At 56.6% G+C, this 21,874-nt stretch carries 21 protein-coding genes; 8 read left to right on the top strand and 13 right to left on the bottom strand.

Going from position 1 to position 21,874, the window contains the following annotated elements; all coding sequences use genetic code 11:
• Positions 1 to 10 precede the first annotated feature (10 nt).
• The 3 genes from KP702_RS05935 to ykgO form a co-directional block, all read right to left on the bottom strand.
• A complete protein-coding gene (locus KP702_RS05935) occupies positions 11 to 241 on the bottom strand; it encodes a hypothetical protein (RefSeq protein ID WP_202207116.1) in 231 nt (76 codons plus the stop codon).
• Positions 242 to 305: 64 nt separating this feature from the next.
• Positions 306 to 932: a hypothetical protein gene (locus KP702_RS05940; protein WP_237389902.1), complete on the bottom strand. Its 627-nt coding sequence runs from the start codon at positions 930 to 932 to the stop codon at positions 306 to 308.
• Positions 933 to 973: 41 nt separating this feature from the next.
• Complete coding sequence (gene ykgO / locus KP702_RS05945; protein WP_007281615.1) at positions 974 to 1,099, bottom strand: type B 50S ribosomal protein L36; 126 nt, start codon at positions 1,097 to 1,099, stop codon at positions 974 to 976.
• Between the two features lie 142 nt (positions 1,100 to 1,241).
• Here ykgO and KP702_RS05950 point away from each other — a divergent pair, with 142 nt between their 5' ends.
• From KP702_RS05950 to KP702_RS05970, 5 genes are all read left to right on the top strand, one after another.
• Positions 1,242 to 1,730 carry a hypothetical protein gene (locus KP702_RS05950; protein ID WP_237389903.1) on the top strand — a complete coding sequence of 163 codons (489 nt, stop codon included), beginning with the start codon at positions 1,242 to 1,244 and terminating at the stop codon, positions 1,728 to 1,730.
• Positions 1,731 to 1,895: 165 nt separating this feature from the next.
• Positions 1,896 to 3,905: an FUSC family protein gene (locus KP702_RS05955; RefSeq protein WP_215768641.1), complete on the top strand. Its 2,010-nt coding sequence runs from the start codon at positions 1,896 to 1,898 to the stop codon at positions 3,903 to 3,905.
• Positions 3,899 to 4,099, top strand: a complete 201-nt coding sequence (locus KP702_RS05960) for a DUF1656 domain-containing protein (RefSeq protein ID WP_016737852.1) — start codon at positions 3,899 to 3,901, stop codon at positions 4,097 to 4,099. Before KP702_RS05955 ends, KP702_RS05960 begins: the two co-directional genes overlap by 7 nt.
• Before the next feature lie 16 nt (positions 4,100 to 4,115).
• Positions 4,116 to 5,066: an HlyD family secretion protein gene (locus KP702_RS05965; RefSeq protein WP_064274642.1), complete on the top strand. Its 951-nt coding sequence runs from the start codon at positions 4,116 to 4,118 to the stop codon at positions 5,064 to 5,066.
• A gap of 129 nt (positions 5,067 to 5,195) precedes the next feature.
• Positions 5,196 to 6,383 carry a lipase family protein gene (locus KP702_RS05970; protein WP_373687833.1) on the top strand — a complete coding sequence of 396 codons (1,188 nt, stop codon included), beginning with the start codon at positions 5,196 to 5,198 and terminating at the stop codon, positions 6,381 to 6,383.
• Positions 6,384 to 6,425: 42 nt separating this feature from the next.
• Here the strand turns inward: KP702_RS05970 and KP702_RS05975 are convergent, their stop codons facing one another.
• Entirely contained in the window at positions 6,426 to 7,541 is a 1,116-nt protein-coding gene (locus tag KP702_RS05975; protein WP_215768642.1) for a CDP-glycerol glycerophosphotransferase family protein, read from the bottom strand.
• Between the two features lie 228 nt (positions 7,542 to 7,769).
• On the opposite strand from KP702_RS05975, the gene KP702_RS05980 reads away from it, so the two are divergent.
• On the top strand, positions 7,770 to 9,086 hold the full coding sequence (locus KP702_RS05980) for a lipopolysaccharide biosynthesis protein (RefSeq protein WP_215768643.1): 1,317 nt from the start codon (positions 7,770 to 7,772) through the stop codon (positions 9,084 to 9,086).
• 40 nt (positions 9,087 to 9,126) lie between these two features.
• Here KP702_RS05980 and KP702_RS05985 read toward each other — a convergent pair whose 3' ends face one another.
• Positions 9,127 to 11,238, bottom strand: a complete 2,112-nt coding sequence (locus tag KP702_RS05985) for a S9 family peptidase (protein WP_252348565.1) — start codon at positions 11,236 to 11,238, stop codon at positions 9,127 to 9,129.
• Positions 11,239 to 11,470: 232 nt separating this feature from the next.
• Between KP702_RS05985 and KP702_RS05990 the strand changes: the two genes are divergently transcribed.
• The gene (locus KP702_RS05990) at positions 11,471 to 11,953 is read left to right on the top strand and encodes a DUF2501 domain-containing protein (protein ID WP_202207122.1); all 483 of its coding nucleotides are present in this window, start codon (positions 11,471 to 11,473) and stop codon (positions 11,951 to 11,953) included.
• Positions 11,954 to 12,026: 73 nt separating this feature from the next.
• Here KP702_RS05990 and KP702_RS05995 read toward each other — a convergent pair whose 3' ends face one another.
• Positions 12,027 to 12,791 (bottom strand): SDR family oxidoreductase, encoded by a 765-nt coding sequence (locus KP702_RS05995; protein ID WP_202207123.1) that lies wholly within the window; start codon positions 12,789 to 12,791, stop codon positions 12,027 to 12,029.
• Positions 12,792 to 12,897: 106 nt separating this feature from the next.
• Between KP702_RS05995 and KP702_RS06000 the strand changes: the two genes are divergently transcribed.
• On the top strand, positions 12,898 to 13,320 hold the full coding sequence (locus tag KP702_RS06000) for a helix-turn-helix domain-containing protein (RefSeq protein ID WP_202207124.1): 423 nt from the start codon (positions 12,898 to 12,900) through the stop codon (positions 13,318 to 13,320).
• Between the two features lie 36 nt (positions 13,321 to 13,356).
• Here the strand turns inward: KP702_RS06000 and mdoH are convergent, their stop codons facing one another.
• The 7 genes from mdoH to KP702_RS06030 form a co-directional block, all read right to left on the bottom strand.
• Positions 13,357 to 15,531, bottom strand: a complete 2,175-nt coding sequence (gene mdoH / locus KP702_RS06005) for a glucans biosynthesis glucosyltransferase MdoH (RefSeq protein ID WP_202207125.1) — start codon at positions 15,529 to 15,531, stop codon at positions 13,357 to 13,359.
• A complete protein-coding gene (locus KP702_RS06010; protein ID WP_202207126.1) occupies positions 15,507 to 17,054 on the bottom strand; it encodes a glucan biosynthesis protein in 1,548 nt (515 codons plus the stop codon). Before KP702_RS06010 ends, mdoH begins: the two co-directional genes overlap by 25 nt.
• 168 nt (positions 17,055 to 17,222) lie before the next feature.
• Entirely contained in the window at positions 17,223 to 17,873 is a 651-nt protein-coding gene (gene bioD, locus KP702_RS16135) for a dethiobiotin synthase (RefSeq protein WP_237389906.1), read from the bottom strand.
• A complete protein-coding gene (locus tag KP702_RS16140; RefSeq protein ID WP_237389907.1) occupies positions 17,870 to 18,640 on the bottom strand; it encodes a methyltransferase domain-containing protein in 771 nt (256 codons plus the stop codon). The genes bioD and KP702_RS16140 overlap by 4 nt, the downstream gene beginning before the upstream one ends.
• The gene (locus tag KP702_RS06020) at positions 18,633 to 19,259 is read right to left on the bottom strand and encodes a biotin synthase (RefSeq protein ID WP_202207127.1); all 627 of its coding nucleotides are present in this window, start codon (positions 19,257 to 19,259) and stop codon (positions 18,633 to 18,635) included. The genes KP702_RS16140 and KP702_RS06020 overlap by 8 nt, the downstream gene beginning before the upstream one ends.
• Positions 19,256 to 20,437 carry an 8-amino-7-oxononanoate synthase gene (locus KP702_RS06025; RefSeq protein ID WP_202207128.1) on the bottom strand — a complete coding sequence of 394 codons (1,182 nt, stop codon included), beginning with the start codon at positions 20,435 to 20,437 and terminating at the stop codon, positions 19,256 to 19,258. The genes KP702_RS06020 and KP702_RS06025 overlap by 4 nt, the downstream gene beginning before the upstream one ends.
• Entirely contained in the window at positions 20,434 to 21,786 is a 1,353-nt protein-coding gene (locus KP702_RS06030) for an adenosylmethionine--8-amino-7-oxononanoate transaminase (RefSeq protein WP_202207272.1), read from the bottom strand. Before KP702_RS06030 ends, KP702_RS06025 begins: the two co-directional genes overlap by 4 nt.
• Between the last annotated feature and the right edge of the window lie 88 nt (positions 21,787 to 21,874).

The following is a 21,874-nucleotide window of genomic DNA, read 5'->3' on the forward strand; positions in this document are numbered from 1 at the left end:
AGAGGAATGGTCAGCCTTTCCGGTTACGGAAGAACTGGATGGTTGCTGCCACGACGGAAATAACGGCGAGTGCCTGCTGAAAATAGGGGCGGAAACGCTTGGGGCCGATTGTGGCCATGCCGGTCATGACAGCCAGGCTGATTTCGCGGGCGCGGCCAGCATGTTTGCAGCAGGCTTTGACTTTGCTGCAGCAACCCTGTTTTGCGGGAGCCTGATCGGTGGGAACTGTTTTGGTTTTCATGAAGGTCCTCCTGAATAGAGTGAATCAGGGAATGAACGCTGACGAATACAAGAGGTTGTGTTCGTCAGTCTTCCTGTCCGTCTTTCTCTGTCTGAAGGATTTTGAGTTGCTTGTCTGCATCAGGAGCATGCGGATCAAGCTGCATCATCTGTTTGTAAGCACGAAGGGCAGCGTCTGGCTCGTGCCTTTCCCGCTCTGCATCCGCCAGCATTCCCCACGCCGTTGCGTCACCAGGGTCTGCCTGAATGGCCACGCCCAGATCGGAAATCGCGCCATTGTTGTCGCCCGCGGCAAGGCGCACGGCAGCACGATGACGGCGGAGAATGGATTGGTCAGGCTGGATGGTGATGGCAGAGGTGAGGTCGTCTTCTGCAGTCTGGAAGTCGTGCTTGCCCAATGCATTCTGCGAATCGGATAGAAGCATCCGTACAGCGCCTGTCAGGCTACGACTGCGCAGGCTTTCGGCCTGATCAGCAAGCTGACGTGCAATTTTTTCATTTCCAGCGAGAGCGAGAGCCTTTTCCGCCTCAGCAAGACGTTCCTGAACGGTCTTGTGGTGTGGATGTGCCTTGCTGGAATCGTTTTTTGCAGGGGAAGGAGCGCTGGCCGGTCCGGACGTTTGGGACGGGGCAGGGGTCGGCGGTGTGGCAGAGGAAATGGCCGGTGCACAAAGCAGAACGGCGCCAGCCATCAGCCAGCGCCGTCTGTTTGATATCCGGCGAATCAAAGCAATTAGCCCTGACGTGCCTTCATGCGCGGGTTCTTCTTGTTGATGATGTAAACGCGTCCACGACGGCGGACAACGCGGCAGTCCTTGTCGCGGACCTTTGCGGACTTCAGGCTGTTGCGGATCTTCATGATGTTTCCAGGCTCTCGACTGTATGGCCCACAATGGACCGGATAGCGGGCCGGAACGCCCGCAAAAGGATGGCCTCGCTTAACGACCGTCCTTTAAGGAGTCAAGGTCAACAGCGTTCTGGAGCGCGGAAAAGCTGCCAGAATGCGTTCTGCAACGGTGTGTGACTATCATGCCATGAGGCTTGTCCGGAGATTATTTTCCCCTAATCATGCCGTCATGATCAAGCGTCGCTTTGTGGCCACCCTCCTTCTGGCCGTCCCGCTCGCCTTTCCGGTCCTGGCTCATGCCGAGGACGGAGGGGCCAAAACCAATGATGACGACCCATCGATCAATGCGTTGGGCATCGGGGTCAATCAGGTCCTCAAAGTCCTGCAGACTCACCCCGATTCTGCTACGGATGCCTGTATCAATGCTCTCAAGGAGATGCATGAAGCACAGGATCAACTGAGCAAGGAAGAAGGGCACGAGAATAATCAGGACGTCGAGGTGGCGCGGGACGTGACATCGTCCACCATGGAAGACGTGACAACGATCTGTGGTGCGGATGCACGGACGCTGTGCAGGGAGTCAGCCGAGAGTAATCCAAAGCTCGCCGCAGCCTGTCATGCTCTCCCTCATGAAGATGATTGAGGAGTCGAACATCACGTTTCGGCGATAAAATCCGTCAAATCATGTCACGGCCAATCCGGGGCTAACCTTCTTCTGAAGGGAGGAGTAGGGTTTTTAGTCTGAGTTGATGACTGGAACTGTAAGCTGCGCCGGAATGACCCGTTTGCCTGGCAGGGATAATCTGTCTTGACCGCCACGTTACAGTCGGTCTTTCGCCCGGGATGGATCCAGTTCAGTCTCCGAACCTGGATTGCGCTCGTTCTGGCTCTCGCCACGGCGTTCTGGGCTCAGGTCGACACGCCGGCCGGTGCTGGCGTGACTGTCATGATTCTTGCGCAACCCCTTCGGGGGCAGGCGCTTTCCAAAGCGTTTTACCGCTTTCTCGGCACCCTGCTGGGTGTCGGCGTTTCTATCCTTCTGATTTCCATGTTCAGCCAGGATCGTGGCCTCTTTCTCGGAGGTGTCGCGCTCTGGATGGCTGGCTGTGCTTTCGTCGGAACACTGGAACGCGATTTCCGGGCGTATGGTGCGCTTCTGGCGGGCTACATGGTGGCCCTTGTTGCAGTTGCCAGCATTGATGCGCCCCAGAATATTTATCACGTCAGTGTAGCGCGTGCCTCAACGGTCGCTATCGGTGTTGCCTCCATTGCTGTCGTCAATCTGCTGTCTGGCTCCCCACAGGCCTGGCGCAATCTCGCCAAGGGGCTCCAGAATCTGGGGCAGAGAATCCGTGGTCTGAGTCACTCTGCCATTATGGGAGAGCCCTCACCCTCGGCGCAGGGTACCACGGCACTGGCCTCCGAAATTCTGTCTCTGATGACGCAGATCTCCTATGCCCGAACGGAGCTGGATCGTAGCCGACTGCGCATGGCAGGCGCCAAGCTCAGTATTATTGGTATGCTGACGGTTTTGACCTGTAGCCGAGCCATTTCCGCCCTGTTGAAAGAGGGGGGCGTCACGGACATTCTGGTGCGTTACGTGCGTCAGTGGCACGAACGGGTGGAGGATGGCACGAACCGTCAGGAAACCATGGGCACCATCCTGTCCAATATCCGGAAAGAAGACCCTGAGTATTTTCCTACGCCTCGGGATGCCTGGTTTCTGGAACGTGCCGCAACGCTTCTGAGCAACCGGCTGCATATTCGTACTGGTATCAGTACGCTCATGAAGGCGACCCCGGCGGGAGAAGCGCTCAAGCTGGCAACGCTTTCGAATAACCCGGATTACATTACGGCCTTTATCAACAGTATGCGTGTGCTGCTCGGGTTCAGTTTTGTAGCCGCATTCTGCATCGGAACAGGACTGCCAGCTTCTGCGACTGCGCTCTCTCAGTGTGCTTTGGTCCTTGTGCTGGCATCGTCTTCTTTGGACACAGCCCAGTTCGGTAAAGGTGCGATGATTGGCACGCCTCTCGGAATTTTTGCCGCGGGGTTTTTGTCCTTCTGGGTTTTACCTTACGTTTATACCCTTCAGGGCCTGGCCTTTGTTCTTCTGCCTCAGACCGTTATTGCCTGTCTTCTCTTGATGAATCCGAAAACGGCCGCTGTGGGCTTCCACTATGGTGCGTTCTTTCTCGTTTTCGTGGGTTTGGGGAATCATCATAGTTACGATCCGGCGGCCTTTCTTGAGCGTAATACGTTCTATTTTCTGTCAGCGGTTCTCTCATTCATTCTTCTGGTTCTGCTGTGGCCACCGACGGCGCGGCGGCATCGTTTCCGGATTGCCGTGGCCATCTCTTCGGATCTGGAATCACAGCTCGGCGGCCATGGTGAGACGATGGGACCTGCGTTGCTCAGCCGGAAATATGACCGTCTGAGTCAACTTTTGCTCTGGACGAGGAGGTTACCCAAGGGAGGCACCTCTTCAGAGCATGTCTTTGAGCGGCTTGTAGCGCTTGAGGATCTGTCCAGCACGATTGCGCGCGTCCAGCTTTATCTGGATCAGGCAGCTCGTATGCCTTCCCTACGGCATCTCGTCCGTCCCGCGCGCAAAGCCCTGGCGAGAGACAGTTTGGGTATTCTGGAGCGCGAACTGGCAGATATGACCCAGGAATTCCTTGACCGTCTGCGACTTGGCGCCCCCAGTGAGGAGATTCTGATCCTCAACTGTGTGGGTGGGCTGGAAGCCGTGCGTGTCATGCTGCTGCGGAACCGGACGGCTGTTCATCATTATGGAATAGGACGCAAACGATGGTGATGAGACAGGTCGTAGACCTTGGCGGTTTGCTTGTGTCTGCGTTCGTCGTCAATCTGGCGTTGTCACTTCTGACGCTGGCTATTCTTCGCTGGCTCATGGGCTGGTTTGATCTGTGGCGTTTCGTCTGGGATCCGCCGCTTGCCCAGTTCGGCATCCTTATCTGCCTGCTCGGGCTCTATACCCTGATCCTCTGATACAAGGCCGTTTCAAGTGCTATCCAGTGCCCATCGTCTGATCCGCCTGACCATTACGATCTCCATCCTGGTGGTGGCTGCCGTCGTGGTGGTTATCCTGTGGGATTACTACACAGCCTCTCCCTGGACCCGGAACGGGCAGGTGCGTGTTCAGGTCGCCAATATCGCGCCACGTGTTTCAGGGCAGATCCTGCATGTGAATGTGCTGGATAATCAGCCTGTTCACCATGGAGACGTCCTGTACGAAATTGATCCGTTCGATTTCCAGGTTGCGGTGGATGCGGCCAAAGCCAAGGTGGCCGAACGCAAGGCAGACATGGAGTTCAAGGAAGTTCAGGCCCAGTGGCGTAAGGCCATTCCCGGTGTGGCGGTCTCACAGGAAGAAAAGAAGCAGTACGTTGCTCTCTCCCAGCAGGCAGCGGCGCAGTACGCCTCTGCTCAGGCAGACCTGCGTCAGGCAGAGATCAATTTGGACCGTACAAAAGTCCGCAGTTCCATAGACGGTATTGTCACAAACCTGATCATGCGACCGGGTGACTTTGCAACAGCCGGCGTCGTGAACATGCACGTCATTGATACCAACTCATACTGGATCGACGGCTATTTCGAAGAAACCAAGGTGCATGATCTGGATGAGGGTGATCTCGTTCGCATGGATCTGATGGGCTACCACGACCCGCTTTTTGGTCACATCGAGAGCATCACGCGCGGTATTGCCAGCAACAATGCCCTTGTAAACGAACAGGGGCTCCCGACGGTTGATCCGGTTTATACGTGGGTGCGTCTGGCCCAGCGCATTCCAGTGCGCGTGAAAATCGACAAGGTGCCGTCCGATCTCACATTGGCTGCTGGCATGACCGCAACCGTGACAGTCGTATCAGAGACGGGAAATCGTCGTCATCGTTCAACGCAGGATGCGTTTCAGCATTTCGGGGATGATGTTCGTCATCTCTTTGGTCACAAATAACGGAAATTCCAATATCCGGGGCAAAAATGCCCCGATTTGGGTGGGCACAGGATTTTCATACAACTTTTTCCGTCAGAACCCGTACCTTACTTCGTCAGGCCCACAGAGCATTTCAGGTAAGGAAGAATTGTGCGCGTATCTTTTTCCCGTAAGACGATCAGTCTGGTTATGGGTGGTGTTTGTATTGCTGCCATCACAGCGCAGGCGAATGCCGCACCTCAGAACAGCGCACAGAAGCCGGGTGTTCTGCTGAAATCTGCTCCGTTGGCAGATACCCTGAGCCTTCCGAATGCTGCTCGTTCCCTGCGCATCACCTATCTTTCCACAGATGGTGTTACGGGGAAGGGGCTTGTCCCCGTGACTGCCGAAGTCATTGTTCCTGCTGGCGAAGCCCCCGCAGGAGGGTGGCCGATTGTCGCCTGGGCGCATGGCACGGTTGGAAATGATGACAGCTGCGCACCGTCTCTGAACCCCTACAGCGAGCGCAATACTCATTACCTGTCCGAATGGATGAAGCGCGGTTTTGCCATTGTCGCAACGGACTATCAGGGGCTGGGAACACCGGGCGTGCACCCATATCTGAATACACGGGCTGAAGCTTACAGCGTGCTGGACTCTGTGCGGGCGGCGTTGAAGTCTGTGCCGGGCCTCCAGAACAAGGTGATGATCGTCGGGCAGTCCCAAGGCGGCGGTGCAGCTTTTGCCTCTGCGGCGTTTGCACCGACTTACGCTCCCGATATCAATGTGCGCGGGACTGTGGCGACAGGCATCCCGTACATGACGCCGGAAATACTGTCTGGCCTGTTGCAGGAAGCTGGCAAGTCATCGGGATATAGCCCGTTGGTGGCTTACACGCTGCTGATTGGTTCGTCCTATGCTGGTCTGCATCCGGCCTTCCGTCCCGAAGACGCCTTTACGTCCAAGGCTATGCCGGCGTTCAAGGCAGCGGCTGACTCCTGCCTGACGGGCCTCTCAGACATGGCGGAGAAAGACGGTCTGACGCTTGCGAATGCGCTTCAGCCTACGTTTGTGAAGGCCATGACGCCCGCATTCAAAACAATGACGTATCCGACCCTGAAACTGGCCCAGCCACTTTTTGTTGGAACGGGCACCGCAGATCAGGACGTTCCACCGCAGCTTCAGGCAGGCTTAGTCAAGGCAGCTTGCGCCGCTGGATCAACAGTACAGGCGCATTTGTATAAAGGGCTGGACCACTCCCAGACAGTCAACGCGTCCCTGCCGGACTCTGCCGCCTTCACTAAAGCTGTGATGGCGGGTGAGCCTGTCACACAGCAGTGCACGCCGATTCCTCAATAATCAGCTGATCACTCTGAGGGAGAGCAGTCTTCCTCAGGGTACTTAGACGTTGTTCATAAAACTGACGATCGCGTCAGCCGCTCTCTGCGACGCCCCGAGCAAGGGCTCCCCAAATGTTTCCCGGAACAGTTTTTCCTGCACTGGCCGATAGAACGCATGACGTTCTTCCGCCCTTGCAACCGCAGGCATGATGTCTGCGGGGTCATCGACCACGTCTCCGAGTGTCCAGTGTAAAAAATACGGATCGTCACGCCATGGGAGCTTGTGAGGATTCAGGAAAATACAGGGGCGCGGGATGGCCAGAAACTCATAAACCTGACTGCTGACATCCCCAATATAAAGGGCCGCCTGAGACGTATAGGTCATGTCCAGCATGGCGCTCGAGCCAGTGTCCACGAGTACCTCGGGGCTTTGCTGGCGTTGAAGCAGACGCTCCCGGATGCCAAAGCCTTTGTGGAACATCTTGATGTGAGGGGCCACGACCAGATTGTAATCGTTCTGTGCCTTAAAGCCTTTGATGATGGTATCCATACATGCGGGTGCAGATGTCAGGACACGCTGATAGTGCGGGTTATAGAGCGCGAAGGGACGCTCGTTGCTGAAAGAAACGGCATTTTCCCGGCGGACGGCTTCGAATACATCGAATTTGGGATAACCCACGATGCATGACGCACCGTTCTGGATAAGCCCTTTGTCCCGGAAGTAAGTCTCGACTTTCGGACCGGGCACAAGCGTCAGATCAAACTCTCGAACAAGATGCTCATCATTAACGTAACGGTCTCCGGCGCCATGCATCAGCAGGATGAGTTTCGGGTCGTTCAGCCCCATGTCTTTCAGGACGCCCGCCGTATATTCCGTTGCGACAACCACATCGTACTGGTTTAACTCTTCAACATTCTCCCGAAGAATGACCAGTCGCTCCTGATCCAGACGGCGTGCGCGTTTCAGGATGTTTGCTTTCCAGGATCGGGGAAACGGCAGCAGCGGAAGCGGCGGAACATTCAGGGCTCGTCTGATGCGGGCCAGATGATCAATGGTTTCTGGAAAGCTGTAGTATTCTGTGACCTCACATCCCGGTATTGCCGCAAGTGCACTGGCAACGGACGCGGTGTGGTAGCACTGATAAGGTTCGGCAATATAAATGAAGGCGATTTTCATGAGCGTCTTTTGCGTCCTGCCCGGAGCAGACTGCCTGCTGCTCTTGTCCGGAACGCCGTCTGCTGGAAGGGCGCCATCCCGGTTATGAATAGCCTCTGAAACACTTCGGAGGCTCGGAATAGGGCCCTGTTCATAGCCCTCGGGTCTTCGCTGTCAAGAACGTGGCAAAACGCAGGGATGCATGTTCCGGCATGGACACTCCCGGGGCTTTGTGGTCAGAAAGCCCGCATGTCGTCCGCCGAGCGCTCTGTTTTCAGATCCATTTTCCGAAATGTCAGTGTTCTCACCCTTGGCCGTGTGGTCAATGCCCTGTGCAGCTTTGTCTATATCGCGTTCACCGTGCGCGCTTTGGGCCTCTCTGACTTCGGATTGCTGATCCTCATTCATTCTCTGGCTTCGACCGGATCCGTTTTGTCACGGATGCAGTCTTGGCAGACGCTGATTCGCTTTGGCAGTGACGCATTCAGCAAGAACGAAACGGACCTGCTGCGGAAGGTCGTTCATTTCTGTATCCGGCTGGATACGATGTCTGCGGCAGGGTCCATTATTTTCGGGCTTGTTGCCGTGCAGATTTATGGTGTGACGGCACACTGGTCCAGGCATGTCCGGTTTCTGGCGGATCTGTATGTGATCGTGAGCCCACTGATGTATTCAGGCTGGGCCAACGGTATTCTGCGAATGGCAGGGAAATTTCACCTTGTCCCGATCATTGATACCTGTGCCGCGATCGTAAAGACGGTGGGAGTTCTGGTCGGATATGCCCTGCATCTGAAGCTTGGATATTTCCTTGCAATGTGGGCGCTCGCGATCATCATCGATTACGGTTTCTACTTCTATTACGCGATGGATATCCTGCGAAGGAAGTTCCGGTTCCGCTATTTCCAAGCCTATCGCAGCTGGCGCTGGCAGATCCCCGGCATGTGGCAGTTTACGCGTGCGGCCAGCGTGAACCAGACACTCGGCAACATTTCCGGGCATGTTGCAACGCTTCTGGTCGGTAATGGCCTTGGCCCGGCGGAAGCTGCTGTTTTCCGCGTTTGCCGCCAGATTGCGGACGGGATTGTTACGCCTGCCCAGCTCATCTCGCCGGTGCTGTACCCCGAACTGGTCAAGATGCGGGATCAGCAGGACTGGAAAGGCCTCAAGCGCGTTACATGGAAAATGTTTGGCGTGCTGACCGCACTGTCCCTGCTGCTTCTGGTGCTGTCTGCTTTTTTTGGCTCAAAGATTTTCCGTTTGATGCTGCATGTTCATGTGCATCACACATCGCTTTACATTTCCATCATGCTGATGGCCGCCGTTTTCAGCCTGCTGGTCATTCCGCTGGAACCACTGCTGATCGTCGTGGGGCATGTAAAATTCCTGATGACCAGCCGCACGGCCATCATGGCGATCTATTTTCCCGCGCTCTATGTTCTGACTATGCATTTTGGTCTCGCCGGTGCCTGTCTGACGACGGCAGCCTGTAACGCGGCTATCTTGCTGTCACGGTTTGCCGGGGTCTGGATGTTTGGCGGACGGATCGGGAAGCCGAAACCCGAGTGATGTCTGGCCCACTGTGGGCGTGGGCCAGACTGTCATCCCTCTAGCGTAGGGGCGCGCGATCCATTGCCCAGATGGCGAAAGCCTGCACCAGCGCAACTTCTTCCAGTCGTTTGAAGCGCCCGGATGATCCGCCATGGCCAGCATCCATGTTGATGCGGCACAGGAATGGGCCGCCTGAGGCCACTTCACGCAGCTTGGCAATCCATTTTGCAGGTTCCCAATAGGTCACTCGTGGATCTGAAAGGCCCCCCATGGCAAGAATGGGCGGGTAGGGGCGCGCCTGAATGTTGTCATACGGGGAATAGCTGGCAATGAGATCGTAGGCCTCTTCATCTTCGAGTGGATTTCCCCATTCCGGCCATTCTGGTGGGGTCAGCGGCAGGGAAACGTCAGACATGGTGTTGAGCATGTCCACGAACGGCACCTGCGCGGCGATCCCGGCAAAGAGGTTGGGTGCCATGTTGGCGACAGCGCCCATCAGTAGGCCCCCGGCTGAGCCACCATGAGCAACGATGCGCCCTGCTGAGCCATAGCCCTCTTTGGCCAGATACTCTGCGGCGGCAATGAAGTCCGTGAAGGTGTTGGGTTTGGTCTTGCCGCGCCCTTGCAGGAACCAGTTCCAGCCTTTCTCGGACCCACCACGGATATGCGCGATGGCATAAACCCATCCACGGTCAACGAGACTGAAGACTGTTGTGGAAAACCCTGCATCCATCGCAATGCCGTAGGAGCCATATCCATAGAGCAGAAGGGGTGCAGAGCCATCCAGCGGCTGGCCTTTTCGCATCAGAACGGTGACGGGAACCTGTTCGCCATCCGCCGCCGTCGCGAACAGACGCCGCGTTTCATACTGCGCTGGATCATGGCCAGACGGGACATCGCGAACCTTCTTCAGGGTTCGCTCGCCTGTTGCCAAATTGTAGTCATACCAGTGTGCCGGCGTTGTCGGGGATTGATAGACGTAGCGCAGAACAGAGCCGTCATATTCCAGAATGCCCTGAAGGGTCAGATCATATGCGGGTTCGTCCATTCCGATCGTGGCGGCCTGCGCACGAACATCTCCTGTTACGCCTGCCTTTACGACGCGGATATAAACGTTTCCGTCTTTCCGCTCTGCCCATGCCAGATAATCACGCGACGCCGTAGCTGCCAGAAGGTAGTGCCCCTCCAGATACGGGACGAACGGGCGCCAGTTTTCCCGATCTGTGGCCGTATCGGGCGTTTGCATGAACTGGAAATCGACAGCGCCGCCCGCGTTGGTGAGAATGATGAAACGATCATTCCAGTGCGTGAAGGAATAGCGCTCTCCCCGGACCAGGGGAGCTGCAACAACAGGCATTACTGTCGGCTCGGCAGCAGGAATCAGAAGCGTCTCATTCGTATCGTGATCCCCGCGTTCGATAACGATCCACTTGCGAGAGGCGCTGGTGCCGATGCTGAGGAAAAAGCCTGCATCGGTTTCATCGAAGACGAGTACGTCCGCCCCGCCGGTCAGAGGACGGCGGTAAATCCGTGATGGGCGGCCATTGTCGTCCCGGAAGATCCAGAACAGCCACGCACTGTCAGGGGAAAGAGCAAAGCTTCCGGTCGTGCTCTCAACCGCTTCGGCGCAGAGTTCTCCGGTCTCCAGGTCCTTGACCTGAATGCGATAAACTTCAGAGCCCTGCACGTCTTCGGAATAGACAAAGTAGCGATGATCTGCAGAGTGGGCCGTCCCGCCGAGCGCATAATAGTCAAACTGTTTGGCGCGGGCGTCCACATCCAGAAGGATCTGCTCTTCTCCGCCGTCGCGCGGGCGCCGTGCCCGGAGAGGATGCTGAGCCCCATCTTCAAAGCGGCTGTAATAGGCCCAAGGACCATCAGGCACGGGAATGGATTCTTCGGCAAGGGGAATACGACCGATCATTTCCTGCAGAAGCTCTTTGCGAAGCGGTTCCATGCCAGAGAGCACCGCTTCGGCGTACGCATTTTCTGCCTTGAGGTGATCGGTGATGTTCTGACGAAGGACAGACGGATCCCGCAGAACCTGCTGCCAGTTCTCGTCCTTCATCCAGGCGTAGGCGTCAGTTCTGGTCCGGCCAAGCTGCGTTGTTGACAGGGGCTCCTGCTTTGGAGCCGGCGGAACGGGGAGGGATTGCATCGCGTCTGACATATCCGAAACCTTGGCGCAGAAATGCCGGGGACTCAATCCAGCGTTAATGGACTGCCTGAATGCGGGGCCTCATGGCGTTATAAAATCGGGAAAGATGATTCGAAAAGAAACTAAGTCGGATCTCAAGTGTTTTTAGAGAACGGCCGTGAGATAGCCAGCAGAGTATTGCTCTGGTGATTATATTCCTGAATAGCCGCTGTGTAATAATATCGAACATGGAAAGACTCTATCCATGAATACCAATAAGTATTTTGCTGCCGTTGCCGCTCTTGGCCTTGCTGTCTCTGGTGCTGCTTTTGCACAGACAGCTCCGCAGCCTGGACAGCCGATTGTTCCACCAGGAACTCAGGCTGTGATCACGCCTAACCACGTGCAGGCCGTCGGTGGTATCAACGGTATTGCAACTGCATCAACGCCTGGTACGCTTGGTGAAAATGGCATGCCATCCATCGACAATGCGCAGGCTGGCAACGTGGCAGGCCTGACGTCCTATTGCATCCATAAGAAGCTCTCGCTGGGTACAGGGCCGCGCTCGGCATCCCGCAAGCTTGCCAAGCGCTCTGATGTTCAGAACGACCAGTACTACTCACTGGGTGGCCGTGGTCTGCTCCAGACCAGCACCAACACGCCGTTCGACATCTCCACGCTGCCCAAGGACAAGCAGGTTCTGGTCTGCCGTGATCTCTTCAAGAAGGCTCAGAGCCTCGGCAACTGAATCTTTTGAGTTTTCGTCCTGAGAAAAGCCCCGGAGCAACTGCCCCGGGGCTTTTTTTATGAGCATTGGCCTCTTAACCGTTGCGGGCTTGCGCGGCAAAAGCGTTGAGCTTGGTCAGTGTTTCATCGAACTGACCATTGGCCTCCGCAAAGCGTAGAAAGCGCATGCGTTCGACAAGAATTTCCGGTGGCGTGGGCTGTTGCGTCAGCAACGCCATGACTTCATCCGTAAAGTCCGTCAGGGGCTGATAGCCGGGGCGCGTTTCTTGGCCAGGCGTGAGGCCTGTCTGTACTGCGGGGGGCGCAAGTTCGATAACCTCGACTTTCCCTTTCAGAACCTCTCGGAGGGCAATCGTGTAGGAATGGATCGCGGCTTTGGTGGCATTATAGGTGGGTGTTGTCGTCAGCGGCACGAATGCCAACCCGGATGTCACATTGATCACGACGGCATCCGGCTGCTTGAGCAGATGATCCGTCAGGCTGTTGATCAGGCGGATCGGCCCGAGGAGGTTGGTCGTGATCGTCGCTTCGGCATCCGCCAGATCATGCGTCTGCGCCAAATCTTCAAATCGCATGATGCCGGCATTGTTGATCAGAACATTAAGTGACGGATATGCGCTTAGAAGCCGTTCTGTAAAATCAGCAATCCCCTCCGGGCTTTCAATATCCAGCACTAGTGCATGCATGTTGGCTCGACCGGCGATCGTTTCATCCAAAGCATTCTGGCGACGCCCGGCGACGACAACCGTGTTGCCAGCATCATGCAGTCGCTGTGCAAGAGCCTGGCCTATGCCTGAGCCACCACCAGTGATCAGGATTGTGTTTCCGCTCGGTTTCATTGGAGTTGCTCCATTGAGAATTGGAACGCTCTATCTAGCGGGCTATCGTCAATTCGAAAGAAGGCACCTCAAAGATTTATACGCACCGAAAAGAGAGTGACCCCCTATGACGGATAACCCCTACGAAGCCTCGCCTGAACGCCGTGCCAAGCGTTTGGCCGAAGCAACGCCACCTACGGAGTGCGATGCGCGCGTTGAGCGGTTGGTGACGGAGCTCATTGGTCGCGTTGCTGACAAATGGACGATGATCATTCTGGAGGTTTTGGAAGAGCACAAGGAATTGCGCTTCACGCAGTTGGCACGAAAAGTCGAGGGTATCAGCCAGAAGATGCTGACCCAGACACTCCGGCAAATGGAACGGGACGGGATGGTGACCCGTACGATTCACCCGGTTATTCCGCCACGGGTGGATTATCGTCTTACAGCGCTGGGACTAAGCCTGGGCGCAGCGTTTTGTGGGGTGTGGATCTGGGCAGAGAAAAATCTGTCTGAAGTGGAAGCCGCCCGGAATGCTTTTGACAGCAAATAATCTGTGGCTGGCATACTTTGCCAGCCACAGAGAGGGTTAGTCCGGAAGGTTCTCGACGAGTGCGACGCCTTCGGCCGCCCCGAGGACTGAGGCCTTTTCCTGTCGGGTCAGTTTGGAAAGGGCGGCCTTGATGGAGGGCGCCTCTTTCAGCTTGACCAGTCCAACCAGCAGGTTGGCATCAATCGCACTGCCAGCCTTGCGGGTTGGCGGAAGTGCGCCAAGGTGGGCGTCTAGAAGTGTCCGATCCGTCCGCAGAAGGGCGAATGCCTCGCTGGGCGGCTGATGAGGGGCGTGCAGAGCCTCTGTGCGCTGACGTTCGTTCTCTTCTGCAAGACGAAGAATAGGCGGGGGGGCCGTTTCTTCTTCGATCAGCAGAAATCCAGCCCGACGGAGTCCTAGTCCAACATCGCGGCTGGCTGTCACGGCCGCAAGTGGAATAGCCAGCACAAGCCCAAGCAACACTGGTGTCATCCACAGAAAGAGTGCGTGTGAAACGGACCAGGCGGCTGCGGCCAGCAGAAGGCCGAACACTGTATAAACCCAGTATCCACGTGCAACTTCACGGAGTGAAACCCGCCCGTCTTCACGGTTCTGGGCATTCCAGCCAGAATCCCGGCCCAATAGAATGGAGATAACCCCAGACGTCTGGATCAGCATGGCAATCGGCGCAATCAGGCCACCAATCAGGGTTTCCAGAATGATGGAAAGGAAAAGCCGGATAGCACCGCCGGAACCGCGTAAGGCAGAGCGATCAAACATCATGGCAATGAACGCCAGGAATTTTGGCGCCAGAAGGATGCCCATCGTGCCGATGAAAACGAACTTTGCCTGTACAGGATCGACGCGCGGCCAGTGCGGATAAAGCGTCGGCTTCGTGCCGAAATATTCCGGATGATAGAAATGCGACTGAAGGGAAATCAGGATTCCGAACAGCAGGAACAACAGCCAAAGCGGAGACATGATGTAGGAACCAATGCCCGTCAGCATGTGTGTACGGCTGACCCAGTGCAGGCCTTTGGTTCCAAGGATCTTGGCGTGTTGGAGGTTGCCCTGACACCAGCGGCGGTCACGAATGGCCACATCCGTCAGGGACGGTGGGCTTTCCTCATAAGACCCGAACAGGCCAGGCACCATGTGAATGGCCCAGCCACCACGTCGCATGAGCGCTGCTTCGACGAAGTCATGGCTGAGAATATGGCCGCCGAAGGGCGGTCTACCTTTCAGATGCGGCAGGCCCGCCTGTTCGGCAAAAGCCCGTGTCCGGATAACGGCGTTATGGCCCCAGTAATTCCCTTCCGAGCCATGCCACCAGGCAATGCCATGGGCAATGAGTGGGCCATATACGCGGCCTGCAAACTGCTGCATGCGGGCAAATAATGTCCGGCCGCCCACAATAACCGGAAGGGTCTGGATCAGCCCGACGCCCTCATGGTTTTCCATGGCGGAAACGACACGCACGATCAGGCTGCCGTCCATCACGCTATCAGCATCAAGGGTGAGCATCTGCTGGTACGAGTTACCAAAGCGTATCACCCAGTCGCCCAGATTGCCTGCCTTGCGATCTGTATTCTGATGGCGGCGGCGATAGAAAATGCGCCGATCATCACCAGTCGCCCGACGGAGGGCAAGGAAGGCACGCTCTTCCTGTAACCATACGTCCGGATTGGTCGTATCAGACAGAATGAAGAAGTCGAACGCATCAATCTGGCCGGTGGCAAGAATGCTGTCATAGATGGCCTTCAGGCCGCCCAGAACGCGTTCCGGATCTTCATTATAAGTCGGCATCAGCACGGCAGTCCGTGCTTTCAGCATTGGAAGAGCACCGTCCCGATGAATGCCGAGCCCAAGGCCTCCGCGTGTGATCAGGGAGACGAACCCACCAAGACTTGAGGTGAAGGAAAGCGCGATCCAGAAGCCGAGAATGGCGAAGAGGATCAGCACAATCACACCAAGCGTAGAGACGCCCAGAGAGTTGAAGACCTGATTGATCCTGTAGATGCCAAACCCGGTCAGCGCGAGCGCTGAGCCAAACACGAAAAGCCGCCGTAGCCAAAGTGTCTTCGGCGTCGTGTCCAGAACCCGGAAAGGGCGACCATGCCGGTCAGGCTGCTGATGGAGGTTTTGAGGCTCCATCCTGAGCGGAGCCTCGTGGGGCAGGAAGGGGGCTTCGGACGGAGACATATTGGTTACGGCGTCCAACGGTACATCCATTTTTCTGAGATCGGACCCTGATCGTTGGCAAGCTGAGCCTGGAGTTCAGAGGCTTTGGCATCTCCAGGAACGAATTCAAAGGTTGTTCTCCAGCCCTTGATGTTCGGATTGGGTTCAACAACCACATTCCGGATTGTTCCGGGCGATGCCTGTGAAATCAGGTGGAAATGCGCATCCTGCGGAATGTTCTGGAACGGTGCGCCTGTAAAGTCGATCACGAACATGCGTGCATCAGTATGGTCTGTGACGGCACCAATCCGAGTCCCAGCGACACGTGCCAGCGGTGTGGGCCACGGCGTATCCCAGCCCCAGTACATCCGGTAGGTGAAACTGTATTCCTGACCGGCCTTCAGAGCGTCTTTCGGCCGCCAGAACGTCACGATGTTGTCGTTGACCTCATTGGGCGTCGGAATTTCGACGAGATCCACCGCTCCATCACCCCAATTGCCAATAGGCTCGATCCACAGGGATGGGCGCTTCTCGTAGTTGAGGGCAAGGTCCTCGTAGTCATGGAAGGAGCGCTTGCGCTGCATCAGGCCGAAGCCGTGCGGGCTGCTATCCTGGAAGGCCGAAAACTGAAGGTCGGTCGGGTTGACCAGAGGGCGATAGAGCTGCTGCCCAGATCCGGTCCACACCTGAAGAGCTTCGCTGTCATGGGCGGCCGGGCGCCAGTCATCGACGTGGTTATGTTCGTTGGCATCGAAATAGAACATGCCCGTAAGAGCGGCGATGCCGGCTTCGGTAATATCCTGCCGCGGAAAGAGCGAGGATTGCACGTCAAAAACAGTCGTGTCGCCAGGTCGGATGGTAAAGCTGAAAGCTCCCGTGACGGACGGGCTGTCCAGAAGGGCATGAATGACAACGGATTGAACGCCAGGTTCCGGCTTTTCCAGCCAGAACTCACGGAACAGAGCGAATTCCTCGCCTTTTGAATTCCCCGTGCCGTTGGCGAAGCCCCGGGCAGACAGTCCGTAGTTCTGCCCTTTGGCAACAGCACGGAAATAGGATGCGCCAAGAAACACGGCGCATTCTTCCATTTGACCTGGTGTGTTGATGGCATAGCGTAGACGAAGACCGGCAAATCCCAGGTCGTCTGTCACGCGCAACATCGGGTTGGCATAGCTGAACAGGTCAGGGTCATAGGCAATTGGGGTCGATTGACCACCGATAACTTCATTCATCGCGATTTTGGGCTTGTAGAGAAAGCCACGCGGGAAAAATTCGACCTCAAATGCCAGGCTTTGCCCATGCCAGAGTGCCCGGTCCGGATTGAAAGTAATGCCTCGGAACTGATCAAAATCCAGATTGGAAATGGCAGAGGGCAGACTTTGCGGAGGTGGAGCGTAAGGAGATCTGGCCAGTTTCTGCGCGATGGCGCGGACAGTTCCATTGTCAAACGGAACAGTCTTTGGAGCCTGCTTGGCGGCAGGCGGCGCGGACTGGGCATAAGCGAAGCGGCCAGACGTTCCCATCAGGGACAGGCCTGCCCCAAGCTTTACCAAATCACGACGCAGGATACTCATACTTTTCCCAACAGTCCCAGTTGTGTGCCTCCCCCTGAAATCAGAGGGCGGTCTTTGATCAAGCGATACGCCGGATGCACTTCGTTGCGAAGAGACGTTCTATGATTACGCAGCTATTTCACAAGGGTCGGATGTGTTCTTTTCATGGCACATCCCAAAAAGAACACATCATTGTGAATTCTGTTGCTGCAAGACACAAAGCGGCGGTACACGGCCAGAAATTTCAGAAACGACGGTTTCATTTATGCTTTCTAAACGTGGAACGCTGAAAAGGATCCGAACGTTCCCGAAATGAGCAATGTCGCGTGCATTTCCTGGATTTTCAGGCCCGCTGAGGACGACCCCCAGAACGGGAATGCCTCTGCGACGAAGCGCTTCGAGACTCAGGAGCGTATGGTTGATGGTTCCTAACCCGCTGCGCGCAACAAGAACGACGGGAAGATCCAGTCGCTGCATGAGATCAATCATCATCATGTTGCTTCGGACAGGCACCATCAGGCCGCCCGCACCCTCAACGACAAGGGGCGCTTTAACGGCGGGGAGAACAAGACGTCCGGGATTGATTGTAACGTTTTCCAGCGCCGCCGCTGCGTAGGGTGCGAGAGGGGCCTGAAGCGCATATGCCGGAGGAATAATCCGATCAGGCGGAAGGGCGGCTAGAGTTTTGACGGTAGAGGTATCGCCTGCTTCGTCCGAAAGGCCGGTTTGAAGCGGTTTCCAGTACGTCGCGGTCCAGGCTTTCGTCAGGATTGCACTGACAAGCGTCTTACCGATTTCGGTGTCCGTACCCGTGACGAACACACCGTGAAAGCTGTTCATGGCATATCCTTCCTGAAAATTCCGATCCCCAAGGCGTAGGTGACGCTGGTGTGCTCTTTATCAAAACAGGACATGGCGCGCCTGAGTGCGTGTACTCCCGCAGGAGTGCTTCCTTTGCCAGGGAGAGACGCGCCGATCTGTTGCAATCTGCGGAGGAATGTTCTGGCGTTTGGGACCGGATCTTGCATGTTTGCGGTATGCCATTGGCCGTGCCCTCCAGAGGGCCATTCCTGCTGAAGCATGGGGGCGCCGGGATAGGATGGAACGCCGCACGGGGCGTCTGTCTTCTGGCAAGCTGAGCGCCACTCTTTCAGGCTCCCTTCAAGCAGCGTTGCAATCATCAGAGTGCCACCCGGCGCCAATAAGCGGCAAAGACGTTCGAGCCCCTTGCTGCGGTTTTCAAACCATTGGAAGCACAGGCTCGATGCGATCAGGTCAAATGGTCCCGTCGCATCCGGGCGCTCTCCATCCATGACCTTGAAGGCGATGTTCTTCTGCCCGTGAAGGCGCGATCTGGTGCGTGCGAGCATAGTCGGGGCGAGATCGGTGGCGAGAATAGCGCTGTTGGGGAAGCCTCTGGAGAGATGCTCTGTGAGGAAACCCGTGCCACACCCGAATTCGAGAATACGGGCCGGCTGAGTCTCGGTCACCTCAGCGACAATTCGCTCGGCCAGAAAAGCGGCGCAACGGCGCTGGATATCTGCCGCAGCGTCATAGTCCTCCGCCTCATCAAACCGGGTGACGATTTGGCGTTTGCGCTCATCCATGCTGTTCGACCTGACGCAGCACAAAATCAGCACAGAGTTCAGGCTGTTCGAGAGGCAGAAGATGGCCGCCTTCAACCCTTTTACCCGGAACACTGAAACCTGCCTGGGCAGGAGGGAACGGATCTGACAGTCCTGTCATCCAGTGAAGCTGGTTCCCCCAGCGGGTCGCTGCATTGCGTTCATCGTTCTGAATCAGATGTTCCAGACCCTGATTCAGAACGGCCGTCACGGGATCTGACGGAATAGGTTTGTCCGTTCCGCATCTCTGGCGGAAATCGTTCAGGACCGTTTTAGGGGAGCGTTGCAGCTGGCGCTTCATTCTTTCCAGAACGCGAAGGGGCACGCCTTCCGGAAAATCGTTGCTCTCAGAAAACCGTCCAAACCCATTGAACATGATGACCCCCAGGCATCCGGGAAGATCCTGTCCCAACAGGTCCAGTGTTCCTGCGGAATGGCCGATCGCCAGATAAGGTTGCTCCGGTTTAGGGGCTGCGTAATGGCATCCGAAATATCCCTTATCCACGACGGACGCTTTGAGGCTGGGAAGGTGCTGAAGCATTGGGTCCCAGAAAGACGCGTCAAATCCCCAGCCATGAACGAGATAAAGGGAGACGGTCATGGCGTGTGCTCACATGCCAGCCGGACAACGGCCTCGCCTAACTGGGTAATCTGTGAATCTGTCAGTCCAGCGCGAAGGGCCAGACGCAAGCGTGCCGTTCCCTGAGGCACGGTTGGTGGGCGAATGGCTACGGTGAGGAAACCTTCGTTTTCCAATGCTCTGGCAACATCAAGCGCTCGCTGGGATTCACCGATCAGGACCGGCACAATCTGTGTTGACGATTCTGCTGTCGAAAGACCGGCCGCGTTCAAAATCGTTCGAAGGTGTGCTGCCTGACCCAACAGTGTCTGCCGTTCACGGTCCATCGTCGGAATAATGTCCAGCGCGGCATCAATGGCTCCCAGGACAGCGGGCGGAAGGGCCGTACTATAAATAAAGCCCGAAGCGTGATTGAGCAGATAGTTACAGAGAGGCCTGGAGCCCGCGATATAAGCTCCCATTCCCCCAAGGGCTTTGCTGCATGTGCCCATTGTCAGATCAGCCAAACCGCCGGAAAGCCCATGCCCGTGGTTTCCAAGAACGCCCGTGGCATGTGCCTCATCGACATACAGGAACGCATCGTAGCGATCGGCCAGCGCGCGTAGGGCAGGAATGTCTGCGCGGTCCCCATCCATGGAAAACACGCTCTCTGTTACGATCATCCGCAAGCCAGGCTTGGTGGCTTCCCGTTTGAGCAGTGTCTCCAGATGCGCAAGATCATTGTGGCGAAAACGATGCTGTCGTACGCCCGCTGCTGCGCAGCCGTGATGGAGGCTGGCATGGTTCAGCCGGTCGGAAAAAACCAGCATCGGATGACCGGTCCGAGCAGTCGAGAGGGCGCACAGGGCAGGGACCACCGAGGCATTGGCTTGCCAGCCGGATGCAAAAAGCAGCGTGGCCTCATATCCTTTGAAGCGCGCCATCTTCTGCTCGACAGCCTGGTGGATTTCCAGCGTTCCACTCACAAGGCGGGACGCCCTTGCCCCCGTTCCAAAGCGCAAAGCCCAGTCAGAGGCACGTTCTTTGAGTAGTGGGTGGTCGGCAAGGCCCAGATAATCATTTGAAGACACATCAATCATGCGACGGCTGTCTCGCAGGACGGTCTGTCCGTCCCGAGTGACCGGACGCAATGTTCGCCGTGTTCCCACAGTTTCGCGGTCGTGAAGGGCGGATGTGAAGTGGGCGTCAAACAGGCTCATGCGTTGTTCCGGAGAACAGTGACAATGCTGGCTGTCAGAAGAGAAAGATCTTCGTCGCTAATCGTGAACGCTGGCGTCAGATACACAATGTTCCGGAATGGGCGGATCCATGTCCCTTGGTTCACGAACGCGCGGCGGAGGACGTCAGGGTCCGCAATGTTTTCCAGTTCCACCACGCCGATTGCACCTAGCACGCGAACATCTTTCACGCCGGGAAGTCCGCGGCATGGTTCCAACTCCCGTTGGAGCTGAACTGAGATGCGAGCAACCTGTTCCAGTCTTGGCTCCTGTTCGAACAGATCCAGTGACGCATTCGCCACGGCGCAGGCCAGCGGGTTGGCCATGAATGTTGGCCCGTGCATGAGCGCCTTGCCAACTTCTGTGGAGAGAAACGCTTCGAAAACGCCTTGTCTCGCCACGGTTGCAGCCAGAGCCATCGTGCCGCCGGTCAGAGCCTTGGAAAGGGCGATGATATCGGGGACGATCTCGGCCTGCTCGCAGGCGAACATCGTTCCGGTTCGGCCAAAACCGGTAAAAATTTCATCCAGAATGAGCAGAATGCCGTATCGGTCACAAATGCTGCGAAGGCGCTGTTGAACGTCCGGACTATGGAACAGCATTCCGCCTGCTCCCTGAACCAGCGGCTCCGTGACGATAGCGGCTACTGTATGCCCTTCAGCGTCCAGCAGGGCTTCAAGTCTGGCCATGCTGTCATCATCAACTGGAAGATCCGCAAGGATCTGGCGGGGAAGAACGCCCGCGAAAAGGCTGTGCATGCCCTCTTCCGGGTCGCAGATGGACATCATGCCCAGTGTGTCCCCGTGATAGCCGCCCCGGAACGACAGCATCTTTGTCCGGCCATGCGTGCCACGGTTGATGTGATACTGAACTGCCATCTTGACGGCGACTTCCATCGCCACTGAGCCAGAATCTGTAAAAAACGTGCGTTCAAGGTCGCCGGGCAGAAGTTCAGCCAGACGTGCTGCTAGACGCCGGGCCGGTTCGTGAACCATTCCTCCGAACATCACATGAGGCATGTCGCTGGCCTGCCGAACGAGTGCCTGCTGAATGTGAGGGTGGCTATAGCCATGGCAGGCGGTCCACCAGGCAGCGACTCCGTCCACGAGTTCGCGCCCGTCTGACAGCGTAATCCGGCTTCCGGACGTGCGGATGGCTTCCACAGGAAAAGGAGCCGTCTGCATCTGGGTGTAGGGCAGCCAGAGGTGGGGAAGGTCGACAGCGGACCGGTTCGCCCCGGTGGATGATGATTTGCAGGACATGCCAGCGTTTTCCCGCATGGCTGGAGGCAAGTCCATCCCCCCGGTCATGATGCTGTCACAGGTTATCATAAAAAGGTCACGCTCTAACGGGAAACGATCTGGCATGAACCCCGTTATTGCAGCGCCCTGGCTGGTGTCAGTGGCGTGGAAAGATAGG

Source organism: Gluconobacter sp. P5B12 (assembly GCF_018812035.1).
In the GTDB taxonomy this organism is placed as follows: Bacteria; Pseudomonadota; Alphaproteobacteria; order Acetobacterales; family Acetobacteraceae; genus Gluconobacter.

Excerpts from the sequence above, each read along its gene's own strand:
- KP702_RS05935 (WP_202207116.1), bottom strand. The coding sequence starts at position 241 with ATGAAAACCAAAACAGTTCCCACCGATCAGGCTCCCGCAAAACAGGGT.
- KP702_RS05940 (WP_237389902.1), bottom strand. The coding sequence starts at position 932 with ATGGCTGGCGCCGTTCTGCTTTGTGCACCGGCCATTTCCTCTGCCACA.
- ykgO (WP_007281615.1), bottom strand. The coding sequence starts at position 1,099 with ATGAAGATCCGCAACAGCCTGAAGTCCGCAAAGGTCCGCGACAAGGAC.
- KP702_RS05950 (WP_237389903.1), top strand. The coding sequence starts at position 1,242 with ATGCGTTCTGCAACGGTGTGTGACTATCATGCCATGAGGCTTGTCCGG.
- KP702_RS05960 (WP_016737852.1), top strand. The coding sequence starts at position 3,899 with ATGGTGATGAGACAGGTCGTAGACCTTGGCGGTTTGCTTGTGTCTGCG.
- KP702_RS05975 (WP_215768642.1), bottom strand. The coding sequence starts at position 7,541 with ATGAAAATCGCCTTCATTTATATTGCCGAACCTTATCAGTGCTACCAC.
- KP702_RS05980 (WP_215768643.1), top strand. The coding sequence starts at position 7,770 with ATGTCGTCCGCCGAGCGCTCTGTTTTCAGATCCATTTTCCGAAATGTC.
- KP702_RS05985 (WP_252348565.1), bottom strand. The coding sequence starts at position 11,238 with ATGTCAGACGCGATGCAATCCCTCCCCGTTCCGCCGGCTCCAAAGCAG.
- KP702_RS05990 (WP_202207122.1), top strand. The coding sequence starts at position 11,471 with ATGAATACCAATAAGTATTTTGCTGCCGTTGCCGCTCTTGGCCTTGCT.
- KP702_RS05995 (WP_202207123.1), bottom strand. The coding sequence starts at position 12,791 with ATGAAACCGAGCGGAAACACAATCCTGATCACTGGTGGTGGCTCAGGC.
- KP702_RS06000 (WP_202207124.1), top strand. The coding sequence starts at position 12,898 with ATGACGGATAACCCCTACGAAGCCTCGCCTGAACGCCGTGCCAAGCGT.
- mdoH (WP_202207125.1), bottom strand. The coding sequence starts at position 15,531 with ATGGATGTACCGTTGGACGCCGTAACCAATATGTCTCCGTCCGAAGCC.
- KP702_RS06010 (WP_202207126.1), bottom strand. The coding sequence starts at position 17,054 with ATGAGTATCCTGCGTCGTGATTTGGTAAAGCTTGGGGCAGGCCTGTCC.
- bioD (WP_237389906.1), bottom strand. The coding sequence starts at position 17,873 with ATGAACAGCTTTCACGGTGTGTTCGTCACGGGTACGGACACCGAAATC.
- KP702_RS16140 (WP_237389907.1), bottom strand. The coding sequence starts at position 18,640 with ATGGATGAGCGCAAACGCCAAATCGTCACCCGGTTTGATGAGGCGGAG.
- KP702_RS06020 (WP_202207127.1), bottom strand. The coding sequence starts at position 19,259 with ATGACCGTCTCCCTTTATCTCGTTCATGGCTGGGGATTTGACGCGTCT.
- KP702_RS06025 (WP_202207128.1), bottom strand. The coding sequence starts at position 20,437 with ATGAGCCTGTTTGACGCCCACTTCACATCCGCCCTTCACGACCGCGAA.
- KP702_RS06030 (WP_202207272.1), bottom strand. The coding sequence starts at position 21,786 with ATGATAACCTGTGACAGCATCATGACCGGGGGGATGGACTTGCCTCCA.